This is a genomic window from Herbaspirillum sp. WKF16 (genome assembly GCF_028993615.1).
Lineage (GTDB): Bacteria > Pseudomonadota > Gammaproteobacteria > Burkholderiales > Burkholderiaceae_D > Herbaspirillum.
Genome location: NZ_CP118632.1, coordinates 3,751,859 through 3,778,360 on the forward strand (window position 1 = coordinate 3,751,859; position 26,502 = coordinate 3,778,360).

The 26,502-nt window shown below is 66.6% G+C and carries 24 protein-coding genes; 9 read left to right on the plus strand and 15 right to left on the minus strand.

Features of this window, described 5'->3' with window-relative positions; translation table 11 throughout:
* Positions 1 to 186: 186 nt before the first annotated feature.
* The 3 genes from Herbaro_RS16960 (at position 187) to ypfH (ending at position 3,698) form a co-directional block, all read left to right on the plus strand.
* Positions 187 to 1,515 (plus strand): MFS transporter, encoded by a 1,329-nt coding sequence (locus Herbaro_RS16960; RefSeq protein ID WP_275010790.1) that lies wholly within the window; start codon positions 187 to 189, stop codon positions 1,513 to 1,515.
* A 40-nt stretch (positions 1,516 to 1,555) separates the two neighbouring features.
* Positions 1,556 to 2,872, plus strand: coding sequence for a gallate dioxygenase (locus Herbaro_RS16965; RefSeq protein ID WP_275010791.1), 1,317 nt, complete (start codon positions 1,556 to 1,558; stop codon positions 2,870 to 2,872).
* A 196-nt stretch (positions 2,873 to 3,068) separates the two neighbouring features.
* A complete protein-coding gene (gene ypfH, locus Herbaro_RS16970) occupies positions 3,069 to 3,698 on the plus strand; it encodes an esterase (protein WP_275010792.1) in 630 nt (209 codons plus the stop codon).
* 9 nt (positions 3,699 to 3,707) lie between these two features.
* Here the strand turns inward: ypfH and Herbaro_RS16975 are convergent, their stop codons facing one another.
* On the minus strand, positions 3,708 to 4,700 hold the full coding sequence (locus tag Herbaro_RS16975) for an Lnb N-terminal periplasmic domain-containing protein (protein WP_275010793.1): 993 nt from the start codon (positions 4,698 to 4,700) through the stop codon (positions 3,708 to 3,710).
* Positions 4,701 to 4,872: 172 nt separating this feature from the next.
* Here Herbaro_RS16975 and Herbaro_RS16980 point away from each other — a divergent pair, with 172 nt between their 5' ends.
* Together Herbaro_RS16980 and Herbaro_RS16985 are read left to right on the plus strand one after the other, a co-directional pair.
* Positions 4,873 to 5,217: a DUF3088 domain-containing protein gene (locus tag Herbaro_RS16980; protein ID WP_275010794.1), complete on the plus strand. Its 345-nt coding sequence runs from the start codon at positions 4,873 to 4,875 to the stop codon at positions 5,215 to 5,217.
* An 11-nt stretch (positions 5,218 to 5,228) separates the two neighbouring features.
* Positions 5,229 to 6,578, plus strand: a complete 1,350-nt coding sequence (locus Herbaro_RS16985; RefSeq protein ID WP_275010795.1) for an LLM class flavin-dependent oxidoreductase — start codon at positions 5,229 to 5,231, stop codon at positions 6,576 to 6,578.
* A 176-nt stretch (positions 6,579 to 6,754) separates the two neighbouring features.
* Here the strand turns inward: Herbaro_RS16985 and Herbaro_RS16990 are convergent, their stop codons facing one another.
* The 3 genes from Herbaro_RS16990 to Herbaro_RS17000 all read right to left on the minus strand — a co-directional run bounded on the left by Herbaro_RS16990 (position 6,755) and on the right by Herbaro_RS17000 (position 9,893).
* Entirely contained in the window at positions 6,755 to 7,573 is an 819-nt protein-coding gene (locus Herbaro_RS16990; protein ID WP_275010796.1) for a MetQ/NlpA family ABC transporter substrate-binding protein, read from the minus strand.
* Between the two features lie 116 nt (positions 7,574 to 7,689).
* On the minus strand, positions 7,690 to 8,895 hold the full coding sequence (locus Herbaro_RS16995; protein ID WP_275010797.1) for an acyl-CoA dehydrogenase family protein: 1,206 nt from the start codon (positions 8,893 to 8,895) through the stop codon (positions 7,690 to 7,692).
* Between the two features lie 95 nt (positions 8,896 to 8,990).
* On the minus strand, positions 8,991 to 9,893 hold the full coding sequence (locus Herbaro_RS17000; RefSeq protein WP_275010798.1) for a LysR substrate-binding domain-containing protein: 903 nt from the start codon (positions 9,891 to 9,893) through the stop codon (positions 8,991 to 8,993).
* Between the two features lie 126 nt (positions 9,894 to 10,019).
* On the opposite strand from Herbaro_RS17000, the gene Herbaro_RS17005 reads away from it, so the two are divergent.
* On the plus strand, positions 10,020 to 10,499 hold the full coding sequence (locus Herbaro_RS17005) for a GlcG/HbpS family heme-binding protein (RefSeq protein ID WP_275010799.1): 480 nt from the start codon (positions 10,020 to 10,022) through the stop codon (positions 10,497 to 10,499).
* A 33-nt stretch (positions 10,500 to 10,532) separates the two neighbouring features.
* Positions 10,533 to 12,095 carry an MFS transporter gene (locus Herbaro_RS17010; RefSeq protein WP_275010800.1) on the plus strand — a complete coding sequence of 521 codons (1,563 nt, stop codon included), beginning with the start codon at positions 10,533 to 10,535 and terminating at the stop codon, positions 12,093 to 12,095.
* On the opposite strand, the gene Herbaro_RS17015 is transcribed toward Herbaro_RS17010, so the two are convergent.
* The gene (locus Herbaro_RS17015) at positions 12,022 to 12,900 is read right to left on the minus strand and encodes an NAD-dependent protein deacetylase (RefSeq protein ID WP_275010801.1); all 879 of its coding nucleotides are present in this window, start codon (positions 12,898 to 12,900) and stop codon (positions 12,022 to 12,024) included. The genes Herbaro_RS17010 and Herbaro_RS17015 overlap by 74 nt on opposite strands.
* A gap of 77 nt (positions 12,901 to 12,977) precedes the next feature.
* Complete coding sequence (locus Herbaro_RS17020) at positions 12,978 to 15,077, minus strand: putative bifunctional diguanylate cyclase/phosphodiesterase (RefSeq protein ID WP_275010802.1); 2,100 nt, start codon at positions 15,075 to 15,077, stop codon at positions 12,978 to 12,980.
* Positions 15,078 to 15,527: 450 nt separating this feature from the next.
* On the opposite strand from Herbaro_RS17020, the gene Herbaro_RS17025 reads away from it, so the two are divergent.
* Together Herbaro_RS17025 and mctP are read left to right on the plus strand one after the other, a co-directional pair.
* Positions 15,528 to 15,707, plus strand: coding sequence for a DUF3311 domain-containing protein (locus Herbaro_RS17025; protein ID WP_275010803.1), 180 nt, complete (start codon positions 15,528 to 15,530; stop codon positions 15,705 to 15,707).
* Positions 15,708 to 17,201: a monocarboxylate uptake permease MctP gene (gene mctP, locus Herbaro_RS17030; protein ID WP_275010804.1), complete on the plus strand. Its 1,494-nt coding sequence runs from the start codon at positions 15,708 to 15,710 to the stop codon at positions 17,199 to 17,201. It abuts the gene before it with no gap.
* A gap of 136 nt (positions 17,202 to 17,337) precedes the next feature.
* On the opposite strand, the gene Herbaro_RS17035 is transcribed toward mctP, so the two are convergent.
* The 9 genes from Herbaro_RS17035 to Herbaro_RS17075 all read right to left on the minus strand — a co-directional run bounded on the left by Herbaro_RS17035 (position 17,338) and on the right by Herbaro_RS17075 (position 26,456).
* Positions 17,338 to 18,189 (minus strand): ABC transporter permease, encoded by an 852-nt coding sequence (locus Herbaro_RS17035; protein ID WP_275010805.1) that lies wholly within the window; start codon positions 18,187 to 18,189, stop codon positions 17,338 to 17,340.
* A 23-nt stretch (positions 18,190 to 18,212) separates the two neighbouring features.
* Positions 18,213 to 19,022: an ABC transporter ATP-binding protein gene (locus Herbaro_RS17040; RefSeq protein WP_275010806.1), complete on the minus strand. Its 810-nt coding sequence runs from the start codon at positions 19,020 to 19,022 to the stop codon at positions 18,213 to 18,215.
* Between the two features lie 176 nt (positions 19,023 to 19,198).
* Positions 19,199 to 20,236: an ABC transporter substrate-binding protein gene (locus Herbaro_RS17045; protein ID WP_275010807.1), complete on the minus strand. Its 1,038-nt coding sequence runs from the start codon at positions 20,234 to 20,236 to the stop codon at positions 19,199 to 19,201.
* 101 nt (positions 20,237 to 20,337) lie between these two features.
* Positions 20,338 to 21,585 (minus strand): CaiB/BaiF CoA transferase family protein, encoded by a 1,248-nt coding sequence (locus Herbaro_RS17050; protein WP_275010808.1) that lies wholly within the window; start codon positions 21,583 to 21,585, stop codon positions 20,338 to 20,340.
* 315 nt (positions 21,586 to 21,900) lie between these two features.
* Positions 21,901 to 22,497, minus strand: a complete 597-nt coding sequence (gene recR / locus Herbaro_RS17055; protein ID WP_275010809.1) for a recombination mediator RecR — start codon at positions 22,495 to 22,497, stop codon at positions 21,901 to 21,903.
* Entirely contained in the window at positions 22,494 to 22,796 is a 303-nt protein-coding gene (locus Herbaro_RS17060) for a YciI family protein (RefSeq protein WP_275010810.1), read from the minus strand. Before Herbaro_RS17060 ends, recR begins: the two co-directional genes overlap by 4 nt.
* Before the next feature lie 73 nt (positions 22,797 to 22,869).
* Positions 22,870 to 23,196, minus strand: coding sequence for a YbaB/EbfC family nucleoid-associated protein (locus Herbaro_RS17065; RefSeq protein ID WP_275010811.1), 327 nt, complete (start codon positions 23,194 to 23,196; stop codon positions 22,870 to 22,872).
* Positions 23,197 to 23,275: 79 nt separating this feature from the next.
* Entirely contained in the window at positions 23,276 to 25,345 is a 2,070-nt protein-coding gene (locus Herbaro_RS17070; RefSeq protein ID WP_275010812.1) for a DNA polymerase III subunit gamma/tau, read from the minus strand.
* A 136-nt stretch (positions 25,346 to 25,481) separates the two neighbouring features.
* A complete protein-coding gene (locus Herbaro_RS17075) occupies positions 25,482 to 26,456 on the minus strand; it encodes a sensor domain-containing diguanylate cyclase (protein WP_275010813.1) in 975 nt (324 codons plus the stop codon).
* Positions 26,457 to 26,502 lie beyond the last annotated feature (46 nt).

Genomic DNA, 26,502 nt, shown 5'->3' on the forward strand with positions numbered 1-26,502 from the left:
GGATAAATCCATCTCAATAAGCAAATGGCAACGCTCACCCAGCCGAAAGCAATACTCGGCCGGATGCGCGGACTTACACTTCTTCCATTGTCGAAGCAAGCCATTTGCACATCGGCAAGCGTTTTTCAAGCCGCGGGCAGACAAGCGGCGCACTCCCATATAAATTCATATCTACACGGAGACTTAATGAATACAGCACAATCGCTGGACGTGCGGGCGCATATCAACGGACGCAAGATGTCCGGCTACCAATGGCTGCTGCTTGTCCTCTGCTTCCTGATCGTGGCCACCGACGGCATGGACGTGGCCATCATGGGCTTCCTCGCGCCCGGCATCACCAAGGAGTGGGACATTTCCCGCGCCGCCTTCGGCGTGGTGATGAGCGCCGCCCCCATCGGCCTGGCCATCGGCGCACTGCTGGTCGGACCGCTGTCGGATCGCTATGGTCGCAAGAAATTGTTGATGACAGCCGTCACCTGGTTCGGCGTGTTCAGCCTGGCATCGGCGGCGGCTCACGACGTGGTGACGTTGTCGGCGCTGCGCTTCTTGACCGGCCTGGGCCTGGGCGCGGCCATGCCCAACGCCACCACCCTGCTTTCCGAATACGTGCCGGAACGCTCGCGCAGCACGCTGCTGGCGATCATGTTTACCGGTTTCAACCTGGGCTCGGGCCTGGTCGGCTTCATGGCCGCGGCGTTGCTGCCGGATCACGGCTGGCGCACGGTGCTGGTGGCCGGCGGCGCGATCCCGCTGCTGTGCCTGCCGTTCTACCTCTGGCTGGTGCCGGAATCGGCACGTTTCATGGTGGTAAAGAACCAGCCGTCGGACCGCATCGCCCGTACCCTGTCGCGCGTGTGCGGGGGCGAGTTCGCCCCCGGACAAACATTCAGCGTAAGTGAGCCGCAGGTCAAGGGATCGCAGCCTGGCAAGGTGTTGCTCTCGGATGGCTATCGCAAGACCACGCTGTCGCTGTGGGGCACCTACTTCATGGGCCTGCTGGTGATCTACCTGCTGTCGGGCTGGCTGCCGACCCTCATCAAGGATGCCGGTCTGCCGATCGAGAAAGCCGCCAGCATTACCGCGCTGTTCCAGCTGGGCGGCACCGTCGGCGCGCTGGTGGTAGGCTACCTGATGGACCGCTGGTCGCCCAGCCGCGCCATCGCTGCGGCCTATGTCAGCGGCGCGGTTTTCATCCTGCTGCTGGCTTCGGGCAGCGTGCAGTCCGGCATGTTCGCGGCTTATGTATTGCTGGCGGGTTTTTGCATGAGCGGCGCCCAGACAGGCCTGAACGCCTTCGCGCCGTCGTGCTACCCAACTGCGGTGCGCGCCACCGGCGTGTCATGGATGCAGGGCGTGGGCCGCTTCGGCAGTATCCTGGGTTCCTTCGCTGGCGGCGTGCTCTTGTCGCTGGGCTGGAGCTTCGGTTCGGTGATCGCCATCCTGGCGGTTCCGGCCACGCTGGCGGCCCTGATCATCGCTTTCATTCAACTGGGCCAGCGCCAGGCAGCCGCGTAAGGCGCGGCCAAGGCTTTACTGGAAATAGGAAACACTCCTCATGGCAAACATCGTCGGCGCAATCGCTACGTCGCATACCCCCACCATCGGCTTCGCACTGGATGCCGGCAAACAGCATGACCAGGTCTGGTCGCCAATTTTCAAGGCCTACGCGCCGGTACAGAAATGGCTCAAGGAGAAGAAGCCCGACGTCATGCTGGTGATCTACAACGACCATGTGACTTCCTTCTTCTTCGACCACTACTCGGCCTTCTCTCTGGGCGTAGGCAGCGAGTACAAGGTCGCGGACGAAGGCGGCGGCGCGCGCAGGCTGCCGCCGGTGGGTGGACACGCAGCGCTGTCGCGCCATATCGGCAACTCGCTGATGGCCGATGAGTTCGACATGTCCTTCTTCCAGGAGAAGCCCCTGGATCACGGCTGCTTCTCGCCGCTGTCGATGCTGTGGGAACACGAGGACGGCTGGCCGGGCAAGATCATTCCGCTGCAGGTGGGCGTGCTGCAGTTTCCCATCCCCACGGCGCGGCGCTGCTACCGCCTTGGCCAGGCCCTGCGCCGCGCCATCGAGAGCTACCCGCAAGAGCTGGACGTGGTGCTGGTGGCCACCGGCGGCCTGTCGCACCAGGTCCACGGTGAGCGCGCCGGTTTCAACAACACGCCCTGGGATCACCGTTTCCTCGACCTGCTGGAGAACGATCCCGAGGCGCTGACCGGCCTCACCCACGCCGAGCTGGCCACGCTGGGCGGCCTGGAAAGCGCCGAGGTGATTATGTGGCTGGTGATGCGGGGCGCCATGCCGGCCGGTATCGACTGCTTGCACCGCGAGTATTACCTGCCGTCGATGACGGGCATCGCAGTGGCCGTCTACGAACCCGCCGGGAAGGAAAGCGCAAGCGACGCCGCCATGCGGCAACGCCGCGCCGACCAGCATCGCGCGCACGTGGCGCACCAGCTGGAGGGTATCGAACAGTTGGCCGGCACTTACCCGTTTACCCTGCAAACCAGCAACGAACGCTACCGCATCAACCGCTATCTCTATCAATTGATCCAACCCGCCTTCCGTGAGCGCTTCCTGGCCGATGCCGAGGCCACCTATGAAGACGCCGGATTGACCGGAGAAGAACGCGGCATGATCACCCACCGCGACTGGCAGGCCATGATCCGCTACGGCGTGATTTTTTTCTTGCTCGAAAAACTTGGCGCCGTGGTCGGCGTATCCAACCTGCACATCTACGCCGCCATGCGCGGCCAGTCGCTGGCCGACTTCCAGCAAACGCGCAACGCGCCGGGCGCGCTGTATTCGGTCGCCGGCTCCGCTGCAACCAGCCAGGCGGGCTGGGACAAGGGCGGCACAACGTGACACAGTGAGCAGCTCTTGCCGCCCAGATCGGACCGGGCCGGCGGAGATTGGCCGGGGATGGTGACATCCCCGGTTTTTTTTGGCCGATGCGACCGCATCGTCAACTTTTCCGCGACACTCCATTGCGCCGCAAGGGCTTTATCGCCGGCGCGGGCGAACCTACACTGGGCAGCTCCCCCCTTATCCCCTTCATGCCATGTCCGCCACGCACAGCGCCTCCATCGTCATCCGGCAACCCGCCCATCCGCAGCGCCTGGTGCTGCTGATGCACGGCGTGGGTTCGGTTCCGCAATCCATGCAAGGCGTGGGCGCCTGGTTCGCGCGGCGCGACGCGCAGGCGATGGTGGTGAGCGTAGCCTCGCCGCAGCCGTCCGACGTGTCGGCGGCCGGCCTGCAATGGTTTTCGGTGCGCGGGGTGACGGAAGACAATCGCCGGCAGCGCGTGGATGCGGCCATGCCGTTGTTCCTGCAGACGGTGGCGCACTGGCGCGAGCAGGCGGGCGTGGACGCTGCGCGCACGCTGGTCGCGGGATTCTCGCAGGGAGCGATCATGGCGCTGGAGGCCGCGAAATCGGATCAGGCGCCGGCGGCGACGATAGTCGCCATCGCAGGCCGCTACGCCGAACTGCCCACGGCCAAACCCGGCGCGGCAATTCATCTGCTGCATGGGGATGCCGACGGCGTGATGCCGATGGCGCTGGCCCATGCCGCCTTCGAACGGCTGCAAGCACTCGGCGCCCAAGCGACGCTGGATGTAGCGCCGGGCGTGGGCCACCAGCCCGACCCACGGATGTTCGCCCTGCTGGAGCCGCGCCTGCGCGCCTGAGGCGGCGCGTCAGCGCAGCTCGTCGTCGCTGACGCCGGGTACGCCCTTGCGGATGGCCTTGGCGTAGTCCTCATCGGGGCCGGTCGCCAGCGCCCGTTGCGTGATGCGGCCGGCGCGCTTCAGGGTCGCGAAGTCAACGCCCTGCACCAGACCGCCATGATCGTAGGCGTAGTCGGCGAAATAGCCTGAGAGCAGCAGCCGGTAATCCAGCGGCAGCGTCGGCGACAGCCGCCGCGCCAGCTCGAAGACGATGGTGGTGCAGTTGCTGGTGAGCGTGTTGTAGAACTTCGGCTCGGCATGCACCTGCGCGGCGCGTTCCAGGTAACCGAGGAAGACCTTGCGCAGTTGCTCGGGGCGCAAGCGCAGGCGATACAGGTAGACGTCCTCGCCGCGCGCATTGGTGCGGGTGCGCACGATGTCGCTCTCGTCGGCGGCCACGATGACCGTCTCGAAACGGCGGAAGAAACCGCCCAGTGCGGAAAAACTCTCTCCCTGCTCCCGGCGGATCTCCAGCGAGAACACCAGGCGCCGGCCGTCGGCGAAGCCGAAGGACACCAGCGTGTGCGCAATCGCCGGCCCCATCCAGTAAGACAGCATCAGGTCGGCCGACACCAGCTGGCCGAGGTCGTAGCGGCGCGCCTCCCAGCGCGCGTCGTAGTCGGTCTCGCTGCGCCAGGTGAAGTTGCGCACGTTGTCCAGCAGCACTTCGTCGCCCTGCACGCGCGACGCCAGCATGCGCGCCACGTCGTCGGCCCAGACGCGCTCATGCGTGGGACGGATGGTGTGCCACCAGGAAAACAGCAGCGCCGCGCACAGCGCGAATACCGCCGGCGTCCAGCGCCAGCCGCCCCATCCGGCCAGCATGGCCAGCGACGCCAACGCCGGGAGGCACCACGCGGCAATGACGGCGCCGCGCATCCAGGCCGGGCCCGGCAGCTGGAACCAGAGCGCGAACGCGCCCCATACGCCCAGGCCTGCGATCGCACAGCCCAGCGCAAACATGATCAGAGAAACAAGAAAGCCCATCGTCAAGAATATGATTTGTTTGGCTTCCCCTCGGAGCCCTCGCGCATTGTAGCCGCCCCGGCGCATATGTTTATGCGGATAAATTCGTGGCTGCCGCATCGGGCGCGGCACAGAATCTGCCGATCGCCATCCCGAGGAAACATGCGCCATGAGTCGCGACCTGCTGCTGTTGCTTGAACACGGTTTCACCGATCCCGCCCATCCCGGCGAACGCTTCATCTGCCCCGACGGCGCGCCCATCGAGGGCCTGCTGGCCGGCGATCCGGAGCTCGCCCGCCGCCTCGACATCCGGCGCCTGCCCTTCCCGCGTCCGCGCGCGCACGTGGTGGCGGCGCTGGGCGAACAGCACCAGGGCCTGCCGGTGCTGATCCTGGGCGACCAGCAAGCGGCGCCGGAGGATGCGCAATCGGCCAACGGCCGGCGCTTCGTCACCGACACCCGCCGCATCCTCGAGCTGCTGGCGCAGCGCCACGGTTTCCCGCGCGTGCACTGAGCAGGCGCGCCATGAGCCAGAATCCCGCCCCGCGCCAGCTGCACCTGAACGTCAACATCCTGCATTCGGGCTTCATCCCCTCGGCCTGGCGCCTGCCGGATGCCGACCCACTGGCCTTCGTCGACGCCGGCCACTACGCGAAGGTGGCGCGCATTGCGGAGGCCGCCAAGTTCGACGCGGTATTCCTGGCCGACAACGCTGCCATCATCGAGCAGATCGACTTCCGCCCGATCACGGCGCTGGAGCCGACCGTGCTGCTGGCCACCGTGGCCGCGGCCACCACCCACATCGGCATCATCGGCACCGCCTCCACCAGCTACAACGAGCCCTATAACATCGCGCGCCGTTTCGCCACGCTGGATCACGTCAGCGGCGGGCGCGCCGGCTGGAACATCGTCACTACCGCGGATCCCGGCTCGGCCCGCAACTTCGGCCTCGACGGCACGCCCGACCATGGCAACCGCTATGCGCGCGCCGATGAATTCACCCAGGTCGTCAAGGCCTTGTGGAACAGCTGGGAAGACGACGCCGTGATCGGCGACAAGAGCACCGGCCGCTTCATCGACGAAACCAAGGTGCGCCCGATCGCGCACCGCGGCGCCCACTTCAGCGTGCAAGGCCCCTTGAACCTGCCGCGCACGCCGCAGGGCCAGCCGGTGCTGGTGCAGGCCGGCGGCTCGGGCGACGGCCGCGAGCTGGCGGCGCGCCACGCGGAGGCGGTGTTCTCCGCCGCGCACACGATAGAAGAATCGCTGGCCTACAGCCGCGCCATCAACGAGCGCGCCGCGGCGCTGGGCCGTGGCCCGCACGCGGTGAAGATCCTGCCGGGCCTAGCCACCATCATCGGCGCCACCGAGGCCGAAGCGCTGCGCCGGCGCGACGAGCTGGTCGACATGATCCCCTGGAGCTACAGCCTCAAGCGCCTGGCCGGCACGCTCGGCATCCCGGTCGAGCGCCTGCACCTGGACCAGCCGCTGCCGCCCGACCTGGCCTTGCCCAACGGCGGCAACGGCAACCACACCTTCTTCCACGCCACGCTCTCGCTGGCGCGCGGCCGCGAGCACACGGTGCGCGACCTCATCCGCGCGCTGTGCGGCGGCGGCGGCCACCGCGTGCTGGTGGGCACGCCCGAACAGGTCGCCGACGAGATCGAGCGCTGGTTCAAGGCCGGCGCGGCCGACGGCTTCAACCTGATGCCCGATGCACTGCCCGGCGGCCTGCAGGATTTCGCCGATGGCGTGGTGCCCATCCTGCAGCGACGCGGGCTGTTCCGGCGCGAGTATGCGGGGCGCACCCTGCGCGACCATTTTGGCTTGGCGCGGCCGCTCAATCTTCCGGATTCTGGGGTGCGGGCGGCTTGAGGCCTTTGCCGATTTTTCTTTTCTGGATCACGAACGACGCTGGGTCCCGGCCTTCGCCGGGACGACAGGTAGGGAGTAAATCGAACCCTCAAATGTTCGAGCCTTCCCCTTCCCTGTCGTCCTGACGAAAGTCAGGACCCAGTGACGTTTACCGCGCCGTGTTCAACGCCTCGCCGTCAATTTCCCTTCGCCGTCTTGAAGTAATCCGGCAAGGCAAACCCATCATAGAAACGCTCCCCGCGAATGGCCTTCTGGAAATTCTGCGAACGATAGGCGTCCACCAGGTCGCGCGCATAGGTGTCCGCCTGGCGCGTCTTCTTTACCGCCAGCACGTTGATGTAGGGCGGCTTCATGTCTTCCAGGATGAAGGCTTCGGAAAGCTTGAGCTTGGCGAAGATGGCGAAGTTGCCCTGGATCGCCGCGAAGTCGGCATCGTCCAGCGCTCGCGGGCCCTGGGCATTCTCCAGCAGCACCAGCTTCAAGCCGACCTTGTTCTCGATCACATCCAGCTCGGTCACGTCCACCGGCTTGTTCTCGCGGATCCTGATCCAGCCCAGGCGCTGCAGGATCCAGAGCGCGCGCTGCAGGTTGACCGGGTCGTTGGGCACGGCCACGGTGAAGCCCTTCTTCAGGTTCTTCAGGTCCTTGTGCTTCTTCGAATACAAACCCATGGGCGGCGTCGGCACCTGCACGATGCCGACCAGGTCGGTCTTGTTGCGCTCGTTATAGGAATCGAGGAAGACCGTGTGCTGCATCACGTTGGCGTCGATGTCGCCCTTGAAGACGGCGCTGTTGGCCTCCAGCCCGGTGGAGAATTCATAGAGCCGGATCTTGTAGCCCTTTTTCTCCAGCTCGGGCTGCACGCCCAGCTTGAACTCGTCGATGTATGGCCCGGGCACGAAGCCCACCTTGAGCTCGCGCTCGAGCGGCGCGGCCTGGGCGCAGTGGACGGCGGCAACGGAGAACAACAGCGTGGAGAAGAGTCGCTTGAACATCGGGAGGGTCGCTTTCTGTCAGGTCGTGGAAGAACTGCAGAGAGTGTATTGACCCGTCCCCTTCAGCAGAACGAAGTTATCCGCATGTCGATATCCGGCCAGCGATGACCGGCCATTTACGCGTAGCTGCCGCCGAAGCGCTCGTTGTGGGGCTCGCCGTTGAGGTGGAAGTTGCCCACCGAGGCTTCGCGCTGGATCGCCGGATTGTGCGAGGCCAGCGTGCGCGCGTTGCGCCAGTGGCGATCGAGCCGGCGGGTTTCGCTGGTGGCCGAAGCGCCGCCGACTTCGAACAGCAGCGTGGTGGCTTCCAGCACCTGGCCGATGACGACCTGCTGCGCCTGGAAGGTGTGGATGTCCAGGGCATCGTAATCTGCGGTGGCGACGGTGCCGGCGGCGCGCGCGGCGTTGAGCGCATCCTGTTCGCGCGCAATCGACAAGGTCAGTTGTTCGGCCGACCAGGCCAGGCTGGCCAGGCGCCCCACCACGCGATGCACCAGCGGGTTCTCGCGCGGGCTGGAGTTGCCCGGCACGCCGAAGGTGCGGGTGCGCGGCTGCGTGAAGGCGATGGCGTCGCGCAGCGCGGCGCGCGCGATGCCCGACAGGGTCGCCAGGTGGAAGGTCTGGTAGAAGGACGTGATGATGCTGTTGCGGCGCGGCTGCGACACATGATAGCGGTCCAGCACCTGTTCCGGCGGCACCAGCACGTTGTGGAAGCGCGTGGTGCCGCTGCCGGTCAGGCGCTGGCCGAAGCCGTCCCAGTCGTCGACGCGTTCGACGCCCTCGGCGTCGGCGCGCACCAGCACGTTGAAGTCGGACTGGCTGTCGTGCGCGCGCACCAGCACCCAGTCGGCGTAGAGGGTGCCGGTCGAGTAATACTTTTCGCCGTTCAGGCGCAGGTGGCCGGCGGCGTCCTTCTCCAGCAGCGCCGAATTGCCGGTGGCGGCGTTTCGCTCGGAGGTAGAGGCGCCGAAAGTCTTGCCGCTGCCGATCACTTCCAGCCAGCGGCGGGTATCGGCGTCATCCTTGCGTTCGCGCAGCAGCTCGGTGAAGCCGGCGTTCACGCGCAGGATCTGCGGCAGGTTGGACTCTGCCTCGCCCAGGCGGACCAGCAGGTAGAAGAAATCTTCCAGGCTGACGCCGGCGCCGCCCTGCGCCACCGGCACGCGCAGCCGGGAGAAGCCGGCTTCCTTGAGCTGGCGCACTTCCTCGTACGGCAGGCGGCGCGCGTTCTCGCGCTCCACGGCGCCCTCGCCGATGCGGGCGAACAGGTCGGCGAAACGTTGGTGCAGCGCCTCGGCGGAGGCGTGGGAAGAGATGCTCATGATGTCCTTTGCGGGGAGTGACGTGCAGAGGATTATCTGGCAGCAGGCCGCTGTTGCTGAAGGAAGGAAATCGGATATGGATATGCGCCCGGGGTTCAGGCCGCGGCGATGGCGCCCACCTGCAGCGCGGCGCTCTTGCGGATGGCGGCCACCATGTTCTTTACCGCCGGCGAACGCTCGAAGCGGCGGAACACGGCCGCCACCTCGGAGCCGATGACCGCGCCGGCCAGCGACCGGTACACCACGTTGGGCAGGTCCACCACCCCGGTCAGCACGCCGGGCACCACCGCCACGCCGGCGCCTACCGACACCTCGGCCAGCACCGCCAGCAGGCTGCCTGGACGGCTCTCGCTGCGCGGCGCGAAACCGCCGCGGCGATACACCTCGCGCGCGCCCAGCTCCTGTTCAGGCAGGATGAAGGCCTCGCCGGCCAGCGCGCGCGCCTTGACCGCGCCGGTCTCGCCGGCCAGCCGGTGATCGGCCGGCAGGGCCAGGCAGAAGCGGTCGCGCAGCAGTACATGGCTCTGCAGCGAAGGCGCCAGCGCGATCGGCATGCGCACGAAGGCGATGTCGATGCGTCCTTCTTCCAGCGCATCGGAGAGCCGATCCATCGGCCATTCGCGCGCCTGCACCTCGGCTTGCGGCCAGTGGCTGCGGAAGGCGCTGATCTGCTGCTGCAGGATGCCGCCGAACACCGCCGAGCCGACGTAGCCGATCTCCACCCGTCCCAGCTCGCCGCGCCCGGCGCGGCGGCCGACGTTAAGCGCCTGCTCGAACTGCGCCAGCACCGCGCGCGCCTCCAGCGCGAAGGCCTCGCCGGCCGAGGTCAGCGCCACCGTGCGCTTGGTGCGCACGAACAGCTGCGCCTGCAGCTTGCGCTCGATCTCCTGGATCTGCACCGACAGGGTGGGCGGGGCGATGCCCAGCAACTCGGCCGCGCGGGCGAAGTGCAACTGCTCGGCGACAGTCAGGAAGTAGCGCAGGTGTCTCAATTCCATGGAAATCCCCGGTCGGCCTTCAATTAGTTAATAACTAATTAAATTCAAAAATACATATATTGAAGCGAATTATATCCACTGTTCCAATGAAGGCTTCCCGCAACCCGGTCTTTCAAGGAGCCGAACATGTTCAAGCCATCCCTTTCCCTCGTCCTGGGTTCCGCCCTGCTGTGCGCCGCCCAACTGGCCGGCGCCGCCAACCTGCCGACGCAACCGGTGCTCACCCTGGCCGCCGCCCAGCAGGTGATCCAGGCCGCGCAGGCCAAGGCCCAGTCCGAGAACTGGCCCTGCGTGATTTCCGTGGTGGATGCCGCGGGCCTGCCGCTGGCGCTGGTGCGCATGGACAACGCGGCGGTGCCGGCCGGCGTCGAGATCGCGCCCGGCAAGGCGCGCACGGCGGCGCTGTTCCGCCGCCCCAGCGGCGCGCTGGAAGATGCGGTCAACGGCAACCGCCCGGCGGCCGCCACCGCGCGCGGCTTTGTGCTGATGCGCGGCGGCCTGCCGCTGGTGGCCGACGGCCAGATCGTGGGCGCCATCGGCGTCTCGGCCGACACGCCGCAGCATGATGAAGAGATTGCCCGCGCCGGCGTGGCCGCGCTGAAGTAAGCCGCGCATCATTCGGGACGAAGAGGAGACGCCGTGCGCCAACTGTTTTCCACCGCCGCCGGGCGGGTGCTGCTGACCGGCTCGCTGGGCTGCGCCATGACGGTGCTGGACACCAATGTGGTGGGCATCATCCTGCCCACCGTCGCGCGCGAGCTGGGCGCCTCCTTCGCCGACATCGAATGGGTGGTGAGCACCTATGTGCTGTGCTTCGCCGCCCTGCTGCTGCCGGCCGGCTCGGTGGCCGACCGCTACGGCCGCAAGCGCGTCTTCCTGTGCGGTATCGGGCTGTTCGCCCTGGCCTCGCTGGCCTGCGCCTGGGCGCCCAGCGCGCAGGCGCTGTATGCTGCGCGCGCGGCGCAAGGCGTGGGAGCGGCCTTCTTGCTGGCGCCGGCGCTGGCGGTGATCGGCCACGCCTTCCACGACGAGGCCGAGCGCGCCCACGCCTGGGCGGTGTGGGGCGGCATCATGGGGCTGACCATGGTGCTGTCGCCGTTGATCGGCGGCGCCATCAATGCGGCGCTGGGCTGGCGCTGGGCTTTCGCGGTCAACCTGCCGGTCTGCCTGCTGCTGGCCGCGGCCGTGCTGCGCCATATCCCGGAATCGAAGAATCCCGCCCCGCGTCCGCTGGACGCGCCGGGCATCCTGTCTTTCTCCAGCGCCGTCTTCATGCTGACCTGGGCCCTGATCACCGGACCCGAGCAAGGCTGGAGCAGCGTTGTTTGCGTCGCCCGCGCTGTGGGCGGCGCGCTTTTATTCGCGTTGTTCATCGCCATCGAGCGCCGCCGCGCGCATCCGATGCTGGAGCTCTCGCTATTCGGTTCGGCCGGGTTCGTGGCGGCGGTGGCGGCGATGTTCGCCTACGCCGCCTCGGCCCAGGTGATGGCCTCGCTGCTGCCGCAGTTCCTGCAGAACGCGCGCGGCCTCTCCGCCGCCCAGGCGGGGCTGGCAATGCTGCCCTTCGCATTGGCCATGTTGCTGCTGCCGCAGCTGGGCCGGCGCCTGGGCGCGCACCTGCGCTCGCCGCACATCCTGGCGCTGGGCCTGTGCGTCACCGCGCTGGGCAACCTGCTGATGATCTGGGCCGCGCGCTCCGGCGACGGCTGGCTGACCGCGCTGGGCATGGCGGTGCTGGGCAGCGGCGGCGGCCTGCTCAATGGAGAGACGCAAAAGGCGATCATGGGCAATGTCCCGCGCGAGCGCGCCGGTATGGCCTCGGGAATCAGCACCACTTCGCGCTTCACCGGGGTGCTGGCGGGCTTCGCCGGACTGGGCGCGGTGTTGGCTGAAGGCGCGCGCGGCGCCATGCTCGATGCGTTGTCGCCGCTGGCCGGCCGCGCGCTGGCCGGCGAGTTCGCCGCGCGCGCCATGGCCGGGGATTTCGACGATGCCGCCCAGCTCTATGGCGCGCAAGGCGCCGGCGCGGTGACGCTGGCGCGCCGCGCCTACGGGCTGGGTTTCTCGCATGTCTTCCTGGCGGCGGCGCTGCTGGCGCTGGCGGCGGCCGCCGTGGTGGCCTGGTCGCTCAGGCGCTCGTCCCGCCCAGCGCCAACGTCGCCAGCCGCGGCAGAACCGCTTCGGCAGACGCCGCGACCTTGAAGGCCAGCAACGGGTCGGCGCGGGTCAGCCCGCGATTGATCCCCGCCACCGGCTTGCCGGCCTCGGCCGCCATGCGCGCGAAGCGAAAACCGGACAGCACCATCAGCGAACTGCCCACCACCAGCATGGCGTCACAGTCTCTCACGGCGCGCTCGGCTTCGGCGCTGCGCGCCACCGGCACGCCGTCGCCGAAGAACACCACGTCGGGCTGGAGCATGCCGCCGCAACGGGCGCAGGAAGGCACGTGGAAGTCGGCGTCGGCATCGGGTTCGAGCTGGACGTCGCCATCCGGCAGCATGGCCGCCTCGACCTCGGCCAGCGCCGGATTGAATTGTTCGAGCTGGTTCTGTATCTGCGCGCGCTCGTAAGCCGTGCCGCAGGACAGGCAGCGCACCGCGTGGATGCTGCCATGCAGTTCGATCACGTCGCACGCGCCGGCCTCTTGGTGCAGGCCGTCGACGTTTTGCGTGAGGACGGTGGCCACGCGGCCGGCCGACTGCAGTTGCGCGATGGCGCGATGGGCGGCATTGGGCCTGGCCTGCGCCAGGCGCGGCCAGCCCAGCATGCTGCGCGCCCAATAGCGCTTGCGCGCCGCCTCGGAAGAACGGAACTCGTCGCCCTGGATCGGCAGCCGGCCACGCCGCACGCCGTCGGCGTCGCGATAGTCGGGAATGCCGGAGGCGGTGCTGATGCCGGCGCCGGTCAGCACCAGCACCTTCCTGTGAGTCAGCAGCAGCTGCGCGAGCGCGGCCAGTTCGTCGGGAGACGCATCGGCTGGCGCGCCGGCTGGCGGGATATGGTTCATGAAAGCCGTACCTGTAAAAGCAACAGCGTGCAGCGTAAGCGATTTCGGCCGCGGCTGCCGGGCGCGGCCCGTTGGCTTCAGGCGCTGCGCTGCGCGCCGGAGGGTGAGGCGATCACGTCCTGCTCGGCCAGGCTGGCCAGCGTGGCGGGACGGCCGAACAGGAAGCCCTGCCCTTCATGGCAGCCCTCCTGCTGCAGGATGGCGCGCTGCTCCTCGGTCTCCACGCCTTCGGCCAGCACCGACACGTTCAGGCTGTGGCCCAGCGCCAGGATGGCGCGCACGAAGGCCTTGGCCTGCAGGCTGGTTTCCAGTTCGCTGATGAAGCTGCGATCGAGCTTGATCTTGTCGAAGGGGAAGGAGCGCAGCGTCTCCAGCGACGAATAGCCGCTGCCGAAATCGTCCATGGCGATGGTCACGCCCATGCCCTTGAGCTGCTGCAGCAGGTGCAGCGCGCGGTCGCGGTCGGCGATGATGGCGGTCTCGGTGACCTCCAGCTCCAGCCGCGACGCCGGCAGGCCGGTGGCGGCCAGCACTGAGCGCACCTTGTCCACCAGCGCGGCGTTGGACAACTGCACCGCCGACAGGTTGACGGCGATGCGCGGCTGCAGGTTCCACTGCGCCGCCTCGCGACAGGCATGCTCGAGCACCCAGTCGCCGATGGCGCCGATGGCGCCGCACTCTTCGGCGATCGGAATGAACACCGCCGGCGAGACCAGGCCGTGCACCGGATGCTGCCAGCGCAACAGGACTTCGTAGCCGGTGGTCTCTTCGCCGTGGACCGCGCGCTGAACCTGGTAGTTGAGGAAGAACTGGCCCTGCTCCAGCGCGATCCAGATGTCGCGCGCCATGGCGCGCCGCGCGCGCGAGGCCTCGTCCATGCCGGCTTCATAGAAGCAGATCTTCTCCCCCAGGCTCTTCTTGGCGCGGTACATCGCCAGGTCGGCATTGTTGAGCAACTGGGCGCGGCCCTCGGCGTCGCCGGGATACATCGCCACGCCCAGGCTGGCGCCCGGCGCCATGTCGGTTTGCGCCAGGCGCAGCACGGTGGTGAGCGCGCGGTACAGGCGCGTGATGAAATCGGCCAGCGCGCGCTCTTGGCGGAACACCTTGAAGGCCACGAACTCGTCGCCGCCCAGGCGCGCCACCAGCTCGCCCTCGCCGGACAGCGCCTTCATGCGCCGGGACAGTTCGCACAGCACCTGGTCGCCCACGGCATGGCCGAAGGCGTCGTTGATTTCCTTGAAGCGGTCGAGGTCGATACTGATGACGGCGATTTCCTGCTCGTCGGTCTTCAGCGCGCCCATGGCCTCGTCCAGCCGCTCCAGGAACTGCGAGCGGTTGGGCAAGCCCGTCATGGCGTCGTGACGGGCCAGGTAGATGATCTTTTCGCGGCTCTCCAGCTGCTCGGTGCGGTCGCGGGTGATCTTGGCGAAGCCCAGCAGCTCGCCGTTGTCGCGGTAGATGGGATCGATCACCACATGCGCCCAGAAGCGCGAGCCGTCCTTGCGGAACCGCCAGCCCTCGTCCTCGAACTTGCCTTCGCGCAGCGCGATGTCGAGGTTCTTGTGCGGCAGGCCGGCGGCGCGGTCGTCTTCACCGTAGAACAATGAGAAATGACGGCCGACCACCTCGCTGTCGAGATAGCCCTTGGCGCGCTGGGCGCCGGCGTTCCAGTTGGCGACCGTGCCGTCCGGATTGAGCATGTAGATCGCGTAGTCGGTGATCCCCTCCACCAGCAGGCGGAAGCGGTTCTCGGTGTCGTGCAGCGCGTCGCGCATGCGACGTTGCTCGGTACAGTCGCGGGTGATCTTGGCGAAGCCCAGCAGCTCGCCGTTGTCGCGGTAGATGGGATCGATCACCACATGCGCCCAGAAGCGGCTGCCGTCCTTGCGGATGCGCCAGCCTTCGGCTTCGAAGCGGCCTTCGCGCCGGGCGATCTCCAGCCCGCGCTGCGGCAGCCCGGCGGCGCGCTCGTCGGGCGCGTAGAAGGTCGAGAAGTGGCGGCCGACGATGTCGCCGGCGGCATAGCCCTTGAAGCGCTCGGCGCCGGCGTTCCAGTTGGCCACCACGCCGTCGGGGCGCAGCAGGTAGATGGCGTAGTCGGTCACGCCCTGTACCAGCAGCCGGTAGGCGGTTTCTGATGAGTATTCGGTCAAGTCGTCTTGCTGCTGCGCCATTGCGCGGATCCCCCGGTCGCGGCCGGCCTGTCTCGAAGAACAACCTTGTGGTGGAGTGCCAGTCCTGGCAGGTAGGCGGGATGCCGCCTGCGGACTCTTGTAGCCTGATATGACGAGTATTTTAACCGCCCGGCTGCGGACGCCGAGCCAGGTCAATCCTTAAAATTTCGACACATATCAATTAAACAACAGAAAACTTTCTGCAGTCTTACCATCGCCCGGGAAGTGCCCTCCGGCGCATCCATTCCCGCCCCCTGCGACAGCCTCGCCGCCATGCAACAAGCACCCGCCGCGCCGGCCAAACATGGGCCGTTTGCGGCGCAAGGCACGGGAAAACGGCGCGGCGGCGGGCAAAAGTTGTACCTGCGCACGGGCTTTCCAGTTTATTAATATAATTTCGCTGCAACTTTTAATAACAATCCTTCCGCCAAAAGTTCGAGGAGCAAAAAAATGCGGCTACTACTCCTATTGCCGTTCATAGGCTTGCTGTGGGTTCCGTTCTACAACGACGAACTGCCCAGCCTGTTCGGTTTTCCTTTCTTCTACTGGTACCAGTTCGCCTGGGTGCCGCTGACCTCCCTGATCATCTGGATCGTCTACCGCGACGGCCTGAAGAAAGGAGTCGAGTAAATGGAGACCAACAACATCCACTGGTCGGCCCTCTGGGTCTTCATCTTCTTCTTCGCGCTGGTCACCATCATGGGCTTCTGGGCCTCCAAATGGATGGCCGGCCCCAAGAACAAGGGCGCCCACCTCGATGAATGGGGCCTGGGCGGCCGCAACTTCGGCACCTGGATCACCTGGTTCCTGGTCGGCGGCGACTTCTACACCGCCTATACCGTCATCGCGGTGCCGGCGCTGGTCTATGCGGTCGGCGCCTATGGCTTCTTCGCCCTGCCCTACACCATCCTGGTCTACCCGATCGTGTTCGTGATCATGCCCAAGCTGTGGCATGCCGCGCACAAGGCCGGCCACGTGACCGCCGCCGACGTCGTCTGGGGCCGCTACAAGTCGCGTCCGCTGGAGTTCGCCATCGCGCTGACCGGCGTGGTCGCGACCATGCCCTACATCGCCCTGCAGCTGATCGGCATGGAAGTGGTGATCAAGGCGCTGGGCCTGACCGGCGAACTGCCGTTGCTGGCCGCCTTCGTGATCCTGGCCTTGTACACCTACTCGGCCGGCCTGCGCGCTCCCGCGCTGATCGCCTTCGTCAAGGACATCATGATCTACATCGTGGTGCTGGTGGCGGTGATCGTGGTGCCGGCCAAGCTGGGCGGCTACGGCGCGGTGTTCAGCTCGGCGCGCGATGCCTTTGCCCTGAAGGGCGGCGCCACCGGCCTGACCCTGAAGCCGACGCAGTTCCTGCCGTTCGCGACCCTGGCGCTGGGCTCGGCCATGGCGGCCTTCATGTACCCGCACACCCTGACCGGCATCTTCGCCGCCAAGGATGCCAACACGATCCGCAAGAACGCCGTGTTCCTGCCGGCCTATACCGTGCTGCTGGGCCTGATCGCGCTCTTGGGCTACATGGCCTATGCCGCGGGCATCAAGGTGCAGACCAACAACGACGTGGTGCCGGCGCTGTTCAACGGCCTGTTCCCGGGCTGGTTCGCAGGCTTCGCCTTCGCCGCGATCGCCATCGGCGCGCTGGTGCCGGCGGCGGTGATGTCGATCGGCGCCTCCAACCTGTTCACCCGCAACTTCTGGAAGCCTTACATCAACCCCGGCATCAATGCCGAAGGTGAAGCCAAGGTCGCCAAGATCGTCTCGCTGGTGGTCAAGTTCGGCGCGCTGGTGTTCATCCTGTTCCTGCCGACCAAGTTCGCGCTGGACCTGCAGCTCCTGGGCGGCGTGTGGATCCTGCAGACCTTCCCGGCGCTGGTGTTCGGCCTGTTCGTCGGCTGGTTCGGCGCGCGCGCCCTGCTGTGCGGCTGGGCGGTGGGCATCGTCGGCGGCAGCTGGATGGCCTTCGCCGACGGCATCAAGCCGGTGCACACCTTCGTGGTGGGCGGCGACTCCTACACCATGTACACCGGCCTGATCGCGCTGGCCATGAACATCGTGGTGGCGGTCATTGCCAACCTGGCGCTGGGCAAAGGCTCGCAGCCTGCGCTGAAGTCGTAACGGGCAATCCGGTTTCCTCGCGCGGCGTTATCCGAAAGTTGCAACGCACGCGCGGCCGATACCGGAACACCTGCGGTAAAAATGAAAAGAGGCGGACACATGTCCGCCTCTTTTTTTACGTCCGCAGCGTGTGCGATCAGAGCTTTTCCGTCTCGCCGCTCTTGGGCTGCCACTTCATCAGGCGCTTCTCGATCAGGGCCACGGCCAGGTCCAGCACCAGTGCGAACACCGTCAGCACGACGATGCCGGCGAACACGGTGTTGATGTCGAAGGTGCCTTCAGCCTGCAGGATCAGGTAGCCGACGCCGCGCGCCGACCCCAGGTACTCGCCCACCACCGCGCCGACGAAGGCCAGGCCGATCGAGGTGTGCAGGCTGGAGAACACCCACGAGGTGGCCGAGGGCAGGTAGACCGTGCGCAGCAACTGGCGCGCGTTGGCGCCCAGCATGCGGGCGTTGGCCAGCACCACCGGGCTGACTTCCTTGACGCCCTGGTAGACGTTGAAGAACACGATGAAGAACACCAGCGTGACCGCCAGCGCCACCTTGGACCAGATGCCCAGGCCGAACCACATGGCGAAGATCGGCGCCAGGATCACGCGCGGCATCGAGTTGGCTGCCTTCACATAGGGATCGAGGATGGCCGAGGCGGTCGGCGAGAGCGCCAGCCACAGGCCCACGCCCAGGCCGGAAGCTGTGCCGATGACGAAGGCCAGCACGGTCTCGGTGAGCGTGACCAGCAGGTGCGAATAGATCTCCGCCGGGAAGTTGAGCGTGAAGAAGGTGGTGTCGCCAAAGCCGACTTCCAGCGAGCCGCTGCCGACGGTGAACCATTCCCAGACGCGCTGCGCCACCTTCAGCGGCTCGCCGAAGAAGAACGCGGTCTGCGGGTTGCGCGTGGCGATGTGCCACACGGCGAGCACCACCAGCAGCACCAGCAGCTGCCAGAAGCGGATGTTCTTGTGATTGGGTTTCAGTAATTTCCACATGTTGCCGACTCTCTCGCCTCTGGTTACGCTGCGCGCTTTTGTTGTTGGTAGCCCTTGAGCACTTCATCGCGCAGGACGTCCCAGATCTGCTGGTGCAGTTCCACGAAGCGCGGGTGCATACGGATCTCGGCGACGTCGCGCGGGCGCGGCAGGTCGATCTTGAACTCACCGATCGGATGGGTGCCGGGACCGGCGGCCAGCACGATCACGCGGTCGGACATGGCGATCGCCTCGTCCAGGTCGTGGGTGATGAACAGCACGGCCTTCTTCTTGGCGTTCCACAGGTCCAGCACTTCGTTTTCCATCAGCTGGCGGGTCTGGATGTCGAGCGCCGAGAACGGCTCGTCCATCAGGATGATGTCCGGATCCAGGATCAGTGTCTGCGCCAGCGCCACGCGCTTGCGCATGCCGCCCGAGAGCTGGTGCGGATAGCGGTCGCCGAAGCCCTGCAGGCCGACGCGCGCCAGCCATTGCTCGCCCAGCTCGGCGGCTTCCTTCTCATCGTGGCCGCGGTATTGCAGGCCGGCGATGACGTTTTGCAGCGCGCTGCGCCAGGGCATCAGCGCCTCGGCCTGGAACATGTAGCCGGCGCGCTTGTTGACGGCGGTCAGCGGCTCGCCGAACACCTCGACGCGGCCCGAGGACGGTTGCAGCAGGCCGGCGCCGACGTTGAGCAGCGTGGACTTGCCGCAACCGGTGGGACCGACCACGGATACGAATTCGCCGGGCGCGATCGCCAGGGTGGTGTTGGCGACCGCGGTGTAGCGCTGCGATCGGTCATCCTTCGATACGAAGGTGCAGGTGATGTCGTCGAAGAGGAGTGCTGGAGTCATGACTGTCTGGGCCGATGGCGCGCCCGGTTGTTGTTGCATGGGAGGTGCGTGGTGCCGCCTGGGTGATGCGGGTGCTGCGGCAATGCGGGTATTTCTTGTCGCCGCTTCAGATGCACAAATGCCCGTCGCCGGGCATTTGTGTTTCATTCGCGTCGCGCGGGAATGCGGCTGCGTCCTTACTTGTACTTGGCGTTGGCCTTCTGCGCGAACGAGTTGGTGAAGGTCTTGGACAGGTCCACCGGCTTGTCGGCCACCGAAGCATCGAAGGCCTTGAGCGTGCGCAGCGCGGTGTCCGGGCCGCCCGGCGGGAAGTAGCCGTCCGGCGACATCGCCTGGCGCACCTTCATGAAGGCGTCGATGTACAGCGAACGGTCGCCCAGCAGGTAGCTTTCCGGCACGGCCTTGATGATGTCGCCGGGACCGGCCTTCTGGATCCACTTCAGCGCGCGCACCATGGCGTTGGTCAGCGCCTGGGTGGTGTTCGGATACTTCTGCACGAAGGCCGCCGGCGCGTACAGCGTGGCCGCCGGCATCGGGCCGCCGAAGACGTCGTTGGTGTCCTTCAGGGTGCGGGTGTCGGCGATGGTCTTGATCTCGTTGTGCTGTTCCAGCATCGAGATCACCGGGTCGAGGTTGGCGATGGCGTCGATCTGGCCGGAACGGATCGCGGAGATCGCGCCGGCGGCGGCGCCCACGCCGATGAAGGAAACGTCGGTCGGCTTCAGGCCGGCCTTGGCCAGCACGTAGCTGGCCATGATGCTGGTCGACGAACCGGGCGCGGTGACGCCGATCTTCTTGCCCTTCAGGTCGGCGATGCTCTTGTAGTTGGGCATGGTCTTGTTGTTGGCGGCCAGCACGATCTGCGGCGCGCGGCCCTGCAGCACGAAGGCCGTGATGGGCTGGTTCTTCACCTGCATCAGGATGGTGTGCTCATAGGCGCCCGAGACCACGTCGGCGCTGCCGCCCACCATGGCCTGCAGCGCCTTGGCGCCGCCGGCGAAGTCGGAGATCTCGACCTGCAGGCCTTCATCCTTGAAGTAGCCGAGCTGCTCGGCGATGGTCAGGGGCAGGTAGTAGAACAGGTTCTTGCCGCCCACGGCGATGGAGACCTTGGATTTCTCCAGGGCCTGCGCGCCTGCGCTGCCGTTGAACGAAAAATAACCGGCCAGGAACAGGCCGCCGGCGATTGCCAACTGCTTCCAGCTGAATTTCATTATGTCTCCTCCGTGAGTCGTGGATGGGTGCAACGTCTTGCGGCTTCATCAGGCGCGAAGAAGCGCGACCCTCGTCGACGCCTCCCCGGTATCACCTGTTCTCAGACCACGCCTTCTTCGCGCAGCCGTTTAATTTGGGCTTCATCATACCCCAGCGAACCGAGTATTTCATCGCTGTGGGCGCCCAGCTCGGGGCCCAGCCACTTGGTCTGGCCGGGCGTCTCGGACATCTTGGGCGTGATGGCCGGCAGCTTGACCGGGGTGCCGTCGGCGAAATGATGCTGTTCGAACATGTCGCGCGCCAGGAATTGCGCGTCCGTCATCATGTCCTTGACCGAGTAGATCTTGCCTACCGGCACGTCGGCCGCCTGCAGCGTGGCCAGCGCGGTCTCGATGGTCTGGGTCTCGCACCATTGCTGGATGGCGGCGTCGATCTCGCCGGTGCGCGGCACGCGGCCGTCGTTGCGCGCCAGGCCCGGATCATTGGCCAGGTCGTCGCGGCCGATGGCGACCATCAGGCGCTTGAAGATGGCGTCGCCGTTGCCGGCGATGACGATGTTCTTGCCGTCGCCGGCGGTGTAGGTGTTGGAGGGTACGATGCCGGGCAACGCGCCGCCGGTGCGCTCGCGCACCACGCCGGCCTGGTCGAACTCGGGCACCATCGATTCCATCAGGTTGAACACCGCCTCGTACAGCGCCACGTCTACCATCTGGCCCTGCCCCGCCACGCGCTCCTCGTCGTCCTTGCCGTTCCAGCGGCCGCCGGTGGCGTCGCGATGGCGCAGCGCCATCATGGCGCCGATCACGCCGTGCAGCGCTGCCACCGAATCACCGATGGAAATGCCGATGCGCACCGGCGGGCGATCGGGATGGCCGGACACGTAGCGGATGCCGCCCATCGATTCGCCGATGGCGCCGAAGCCCGGCAGGTCGCGCAGCGGGCCGGTCTGGCCATAGCCCGAGAGCCGCACCATGATGGTGGCCGGATTGAGTTTCTTCAGGTCCTCGTAGCCGAGCTTCCATTTCTCCAGCACGCCGGGCCGGTAGTTCTCGATGATGACGTCGGCTTCCAGCGCCAGCTTCCTGGCGATCTCCTGGGCCCGCTCGTCCTTCATGTTCAGGGTGATGCTTTTCTTGTTGCGCGCCTGCACCGACCACCACAGCGAGGTGCCGTCCTTGAGCACGCGCCACTGGCGCAGCGGATCGCCGTTGCCGGGCGCTTCGACCTTGATGACGTCGGCGCCGAATTCGGCCAGCATGCGCGAACAGAACGGGCCTGCGATCAGCGTGCCCAGTTCGAGCACCTTGATGCCGGCCAGCGGGCCGGGCTTGGATGCGGTTGTCGTCATTTGCGTGCACCGGCCTCATGGACGCGGCGGTCCACTGCGGTGCTTCTCCTGTTGCCGATGATTGGTTCTTGTCGCTGCTGCCGGACTGCATCGCGGGGTAACGCTGTGCGCCGGCGCATCGCGCCCGGTAAGCGCTGCTGCACTGCCACATGCATGACGTCGATCATGCATGCGCGAAAAGCCGACATTTTATTGCAGCAAGCTCAGGATGTCGCGCTAATTGATGGAATAAAACAAAATCGGCGCAATTTCCTGCTGCCCGATCGGCAAGACGCCGCAGAAAGTACGCCGGCAAGCCGGCGCGGGAAGTTTTTCTCAGGTGGTGCGACGGTCCAGCATGGCGCGCGCGATGGTGCCGGCGTCCACGTATTCCAGCTCGCCGCCCACGGGCACGCCGCGCGCCAGCCGGCTGACCTTGAGGCCGCGGGTCTTGAGGGTCTCGCTGATGTAGTGGGCGGTGGCCTCGCCTTCGTTGGTGAAGTTGGTGGCCAGCACCACTTCGGCCACCACGCCGTCGGTGGCGCGGGTGATCAGCTTTTCGAGATGGATGTCGCGCGGGCCGATGCCGTCCAGCGGCGAGAGGCGTCCCATCAGCACGAAGTACAGTCCCTTGTAGGTCAGGGTCTGCTCGATCATGATCTGGTCGGCGGGATTCTCGACCACGCACAGCAGCGTGTGGTCGCGCTGCTCGTCCTGGCAGGTCTCGCAGATGACCTGCTCGGTGAAGGTGTTGCACAGCGCGCAGTGGCGGATCGTCTCCAGCGCGCGGGCGAGCGACTTGCTCAGCTCGCCGGCGGCGTCGCGGTCGTGCTGCATCAGGTGGTAGGCCATGCGCTGCGCGGTCTTGGGGCCGATGCCGGGAAGCCGGCGCAGCGAATCGGTCAGGAGCGTGAGACTGGAGGGAGTTTTCAATTGCGGTCTACGGAATAGCGGAAGGCTTCGAGCGCCTCGGCCGTCATCGAGGGGACAAATTCGGTGATCTCGTATTCGGCCACGCCGGCGATGTAGAACGGGTCCGACTCGACGATCGCTTCCATTTCGGCGCGATCGCTGCAGTCGGCGAGGATGATGCCGCCGGTGCGGGGGACCTTGCGGCCCGACATCAGGAACACGCCATCCGCGTACTGCTGATTGAGGAATTTCTTGTGCGCGGTCAGCAAGGAATCGATTTCGCTCGCCGGCTTGGTGTACGTGATCGAGATGACGAACATGTTGCCTCCACAAAGCTGTGCTTCATTCCATCGGACTTGGCTTCCCCCGCCGGCGCCCCTGATGCCGGAGCGATCAGAACGGCATCTTGAAACCCGGAGGCATGGGCATGCCGGCGGTGATGCCGGACATCTTTTCCTGCGAGGTGGCTTCGGCCTTGCGCACGGCGTCGTTGAAGGCGGCGGCCACCAGGTCTTCCAGCATGTCCTTGTCGTCGGCCAGCAGCGACGGGTCGATCGAGACGCGCTTGACGTCGTTCTTGCAGGTCATCACGACCTTGACCAGGCCGGCGCCGGACTGGCCTTCGACCTCGATTTGCGCCAGTTGCTCCTGCGCCTTCTTCATGTTGTCCTGCATGGCCTGGGCTTGCTTCATCAGACCTGCGAGTTGACCCTTCATCATGGCATTGCTCCTTGTTTCAATTCATCGGATTTTATCTCGTTTGGCGCGCGGCCCGGAAAACCGGGGAAGCTGCGCCGCCTCACATGGGATGGATCGATCCCGGCACGATGGTGGCGTTGAACTCGCGCATCATCGACAGCACGAAGGGATCGTTCTGCATCTGCTGCTCGGCCTTGCGCTGGCGCTCGGCGCGGTCGGCCTCGGCCACCGCGTTGGCGGTGTCGGCCACGGCGCCGATCTCGGTCTCCACCCGCACTTCCTTGCCGAAGCGTTCGGACAGCGCGGCGATCAGCTTTTCCACGCTGCCCGAGGAGCGCAGGGTCTCCAGCGGGATGCGCAAATGGAAACAGACGTTGCCGCCGGCCAGTCCTTCGCAGCGCACCAGTTCGCTCTGGAAGGCCATCTGGTGCGCCACGCCGCGCAGGGCGAGGCTGGCGGCCAGCGTCGGCCAGTGACCGTCCCAGCCCAGTTCGCTTGCGATGCGCGCGGTTTCCTGCTTCTGCGCCGGGGTCGCCGGCGGACGCTGCGGCGCGGATGGGCGCTGCGCGACCGGCGCCGCTTCTAGTTCGGGTGGCGGGGAATATTCAGTTTTTTTTTGAGCGTCGAAGCCGGCCGGCGTCGCGTCTTCTTCCCACGGCGGGATGGAGTCGAACGGCGGCGGCTCCGGCATGTCGGGCACATCGGACGGCATTGCCGATGGTGCAGGCGCAGCCGCGACAGGCGCGGGCGCCGGGACGGCCGCGGGAGCGGCGACAGGCGCCGGGCGCGCAGCCGGTGCTGGCGCCTTGCCGCCCTTGAGGGAGGCGCGCACCGCCATCATCGCGGCTTCGCGCGCCGATGCGGCCGGGTTGGCCGCCGGCGCTGGGGCAGCAGACGCGACCTGGGGCGCAGGCGCTTGCTGGACCGGCGCCGGACGGCTGACCGGCGCGCTCGTCACGGCCGCCTGCGGGGCCATCAGCGGGGCTGCCTGGCGCGGCGCGGCGGATGCAGGTGCGGGACGGGCGGCAGGCGCGCCGCCGGCGGCGGGCGCAGGCGCGGCGGAGCTGGCGCTGACCGGGCGGAAGGCCAGCATGCGCAAGAGCGTCATGCTGAAGCCGGCGTATTCGTCGGGCGCCAGGCCCAGCTCGTTACGGCCGTGCACCACGATCTGGTAGAACAGCTGCACGTGCTCAAGGCTGAATTGCGAAGCCAGGCGCAGCACGTCCTCGCGATTGGGCAGGTCGTCGGCCAGCGCGGCCGGCACGCTCTGCGCCAGGGCCACCTGGTGCAGCAAGGTGCCCAGGTCCTGCAGCGCGGCGTTGTACGAGAGGCTGCGTGTGGCCATGTCGTCGGCCACACCCAACAGCGCGGCGCCGTCCTGCGCGGCCAGCGCGTCGAGGATGCGGATCAGGTAGGACTGGTCGAGGGCGCCCAGCATGCCCTGCACCGCTTCCAGCGATACGCGGCCGGCGGCGTAGGCGATCGCCTGGTCGGTCAGCGAGAGGGCGTCGCGCATGGAGCCGGAGGCGCCCTGCGCAAGCAGGCGCAGGGCCTGCGGATCGAATTCGATGTTTTCCTGGTTCAGGATGTTGTCGAGGTGGCCGATGATGTGGCCCGGCGGCATCTGCTTGAGGTTGAACTGCAGGCAGCGCGACAGCACTGTCACCGGAATCTTCTGCGGATCGGTGGTGGCCAGGATGAACTTGATGTGCTCGGGCGGCTCTTCCAGCGTCTTCAGCATGGCGTTGAAGGCGTGGTTGGTCAGCATGTGCACTTCGTCGATCATGTAGACCTTGAAGCGGGCATTGGACGGCGCGTAGATCGCCTGCTCCAGCAGCTGCGCCATTTCGTCCACGCCGCGGTTGGAGGCGGCGTCCATCTCGATGTAGTCGACGAAGCGGCCGGCGTCGATCGCCGTGCAGGCCTCGCATACGCCGCACGGCGCGGCGGTGATGCCGCCGTTGCCGTCGGGGCCGACGCAGTTCAGCGACTTGGCCAGGATGCGCGAGAGCGTGGTCTTGCCCACGCCGCGGGTGCCGGTAAAGAGGTAAGCGTGGTGCAGCCGCTGTTGCTCGAGCGCGTGCGTCAGCGCGCGCACGACGTGCTCCTGGCCGACCAGGGTGTCGAAGCTGCGGGGACGGTACTTGCGGGCGAGGACTTGATAAGACATGACGGTGGCTGCGGTCGGCTTTTTGGCTCAGGGGGGCATTTTAAGCTATTTCGCCGCCGTCATCGCCTTTGGCGTGGCCGCGCCTCGGCGGGAGCGCGGCGCGCTCGTGCAGGCAACGGGAAGGATGGCCCGGCAATCAGCCGGCAGAGGCGCGGCGCTCGCTCTTTTGCTTGTACATCAGCGCGTCTGCGTTCTGCATGAGGTCGCCGATGCTGTCGTGCACCGCCGGATCGAACTCGACCGCGCCGACGCTGTAGCGCAGGTCGTATTCACGCGCACCGTGCTGGTTCAGCTGCTGCACGGCGCGCTCGAAATGCTTGAGTACGGGCTCGGCTTCGGTAATCGAGGTGTTGGTCAGGAAGACGGCGAACTCGTCGCCGCCCAGGCGGCCGATGACGTCGGACTCGCGGAAGTTGCCGGCCAGCAGCGAGGAGAAATTCATCAGCGCGGTGTCGCCCTCGGCATGGCCGAAGCGGTCGTTGATCTGCTTGAACATGTCGAGATCGAAGTACAGCAGGCAGGCCGGGCGCGAGACCCGCTTGCACAGCCCCAGCGCATGCTGGGCCAGCGCCTCGAAGCCGCGCCGGTTGGACAGCTTGGTCAGGTCGTCGATGGTGGCCAGGCGCACGGCGGTGAGCTCCTGCTCGACCATGGCGGCGAGGTCCTTGAGCAGCGCGCGGTCGTCGGCGTCGAAGTTGCGGACCTTCATGTCCACCAGGCACAGCGTGCCGAGGTTGTAGCCGCTCTCGCTCTTGATCGGGCAGCCGGCGTAGAAACGGATATGGGGTTCGCCGGTGACCTGCGGATTACCGGAGAAGCGCTCGTCCTGGGTGGCATCGGTGACGACGGTGATGTCGTCCCTGAGGATGGCGTGCGAGCAGAAGGAGACCTCGCGCGTGGTCTCGGTGGCGTCACCCAGGCCGACGCAGGATTTGAACCACTGGCGGTTGACGTCGATCAGCGTCACCACTGCGATGGGCACGTCGAACAGGCGGCGCGCCAGCCGCGTCAGGCGGTCGAAGCGCTCTTCCGGGGGCGTGTCCAGGATGTGCAGCGAATGCAGGGCCTCGATGCGGGCTTCTTCATTGGCTGGGAGCTCGGCGATTTTCATGATTCATCTGCAATGGGTGAACGGGAAATGCGCATGCCCTGATGCG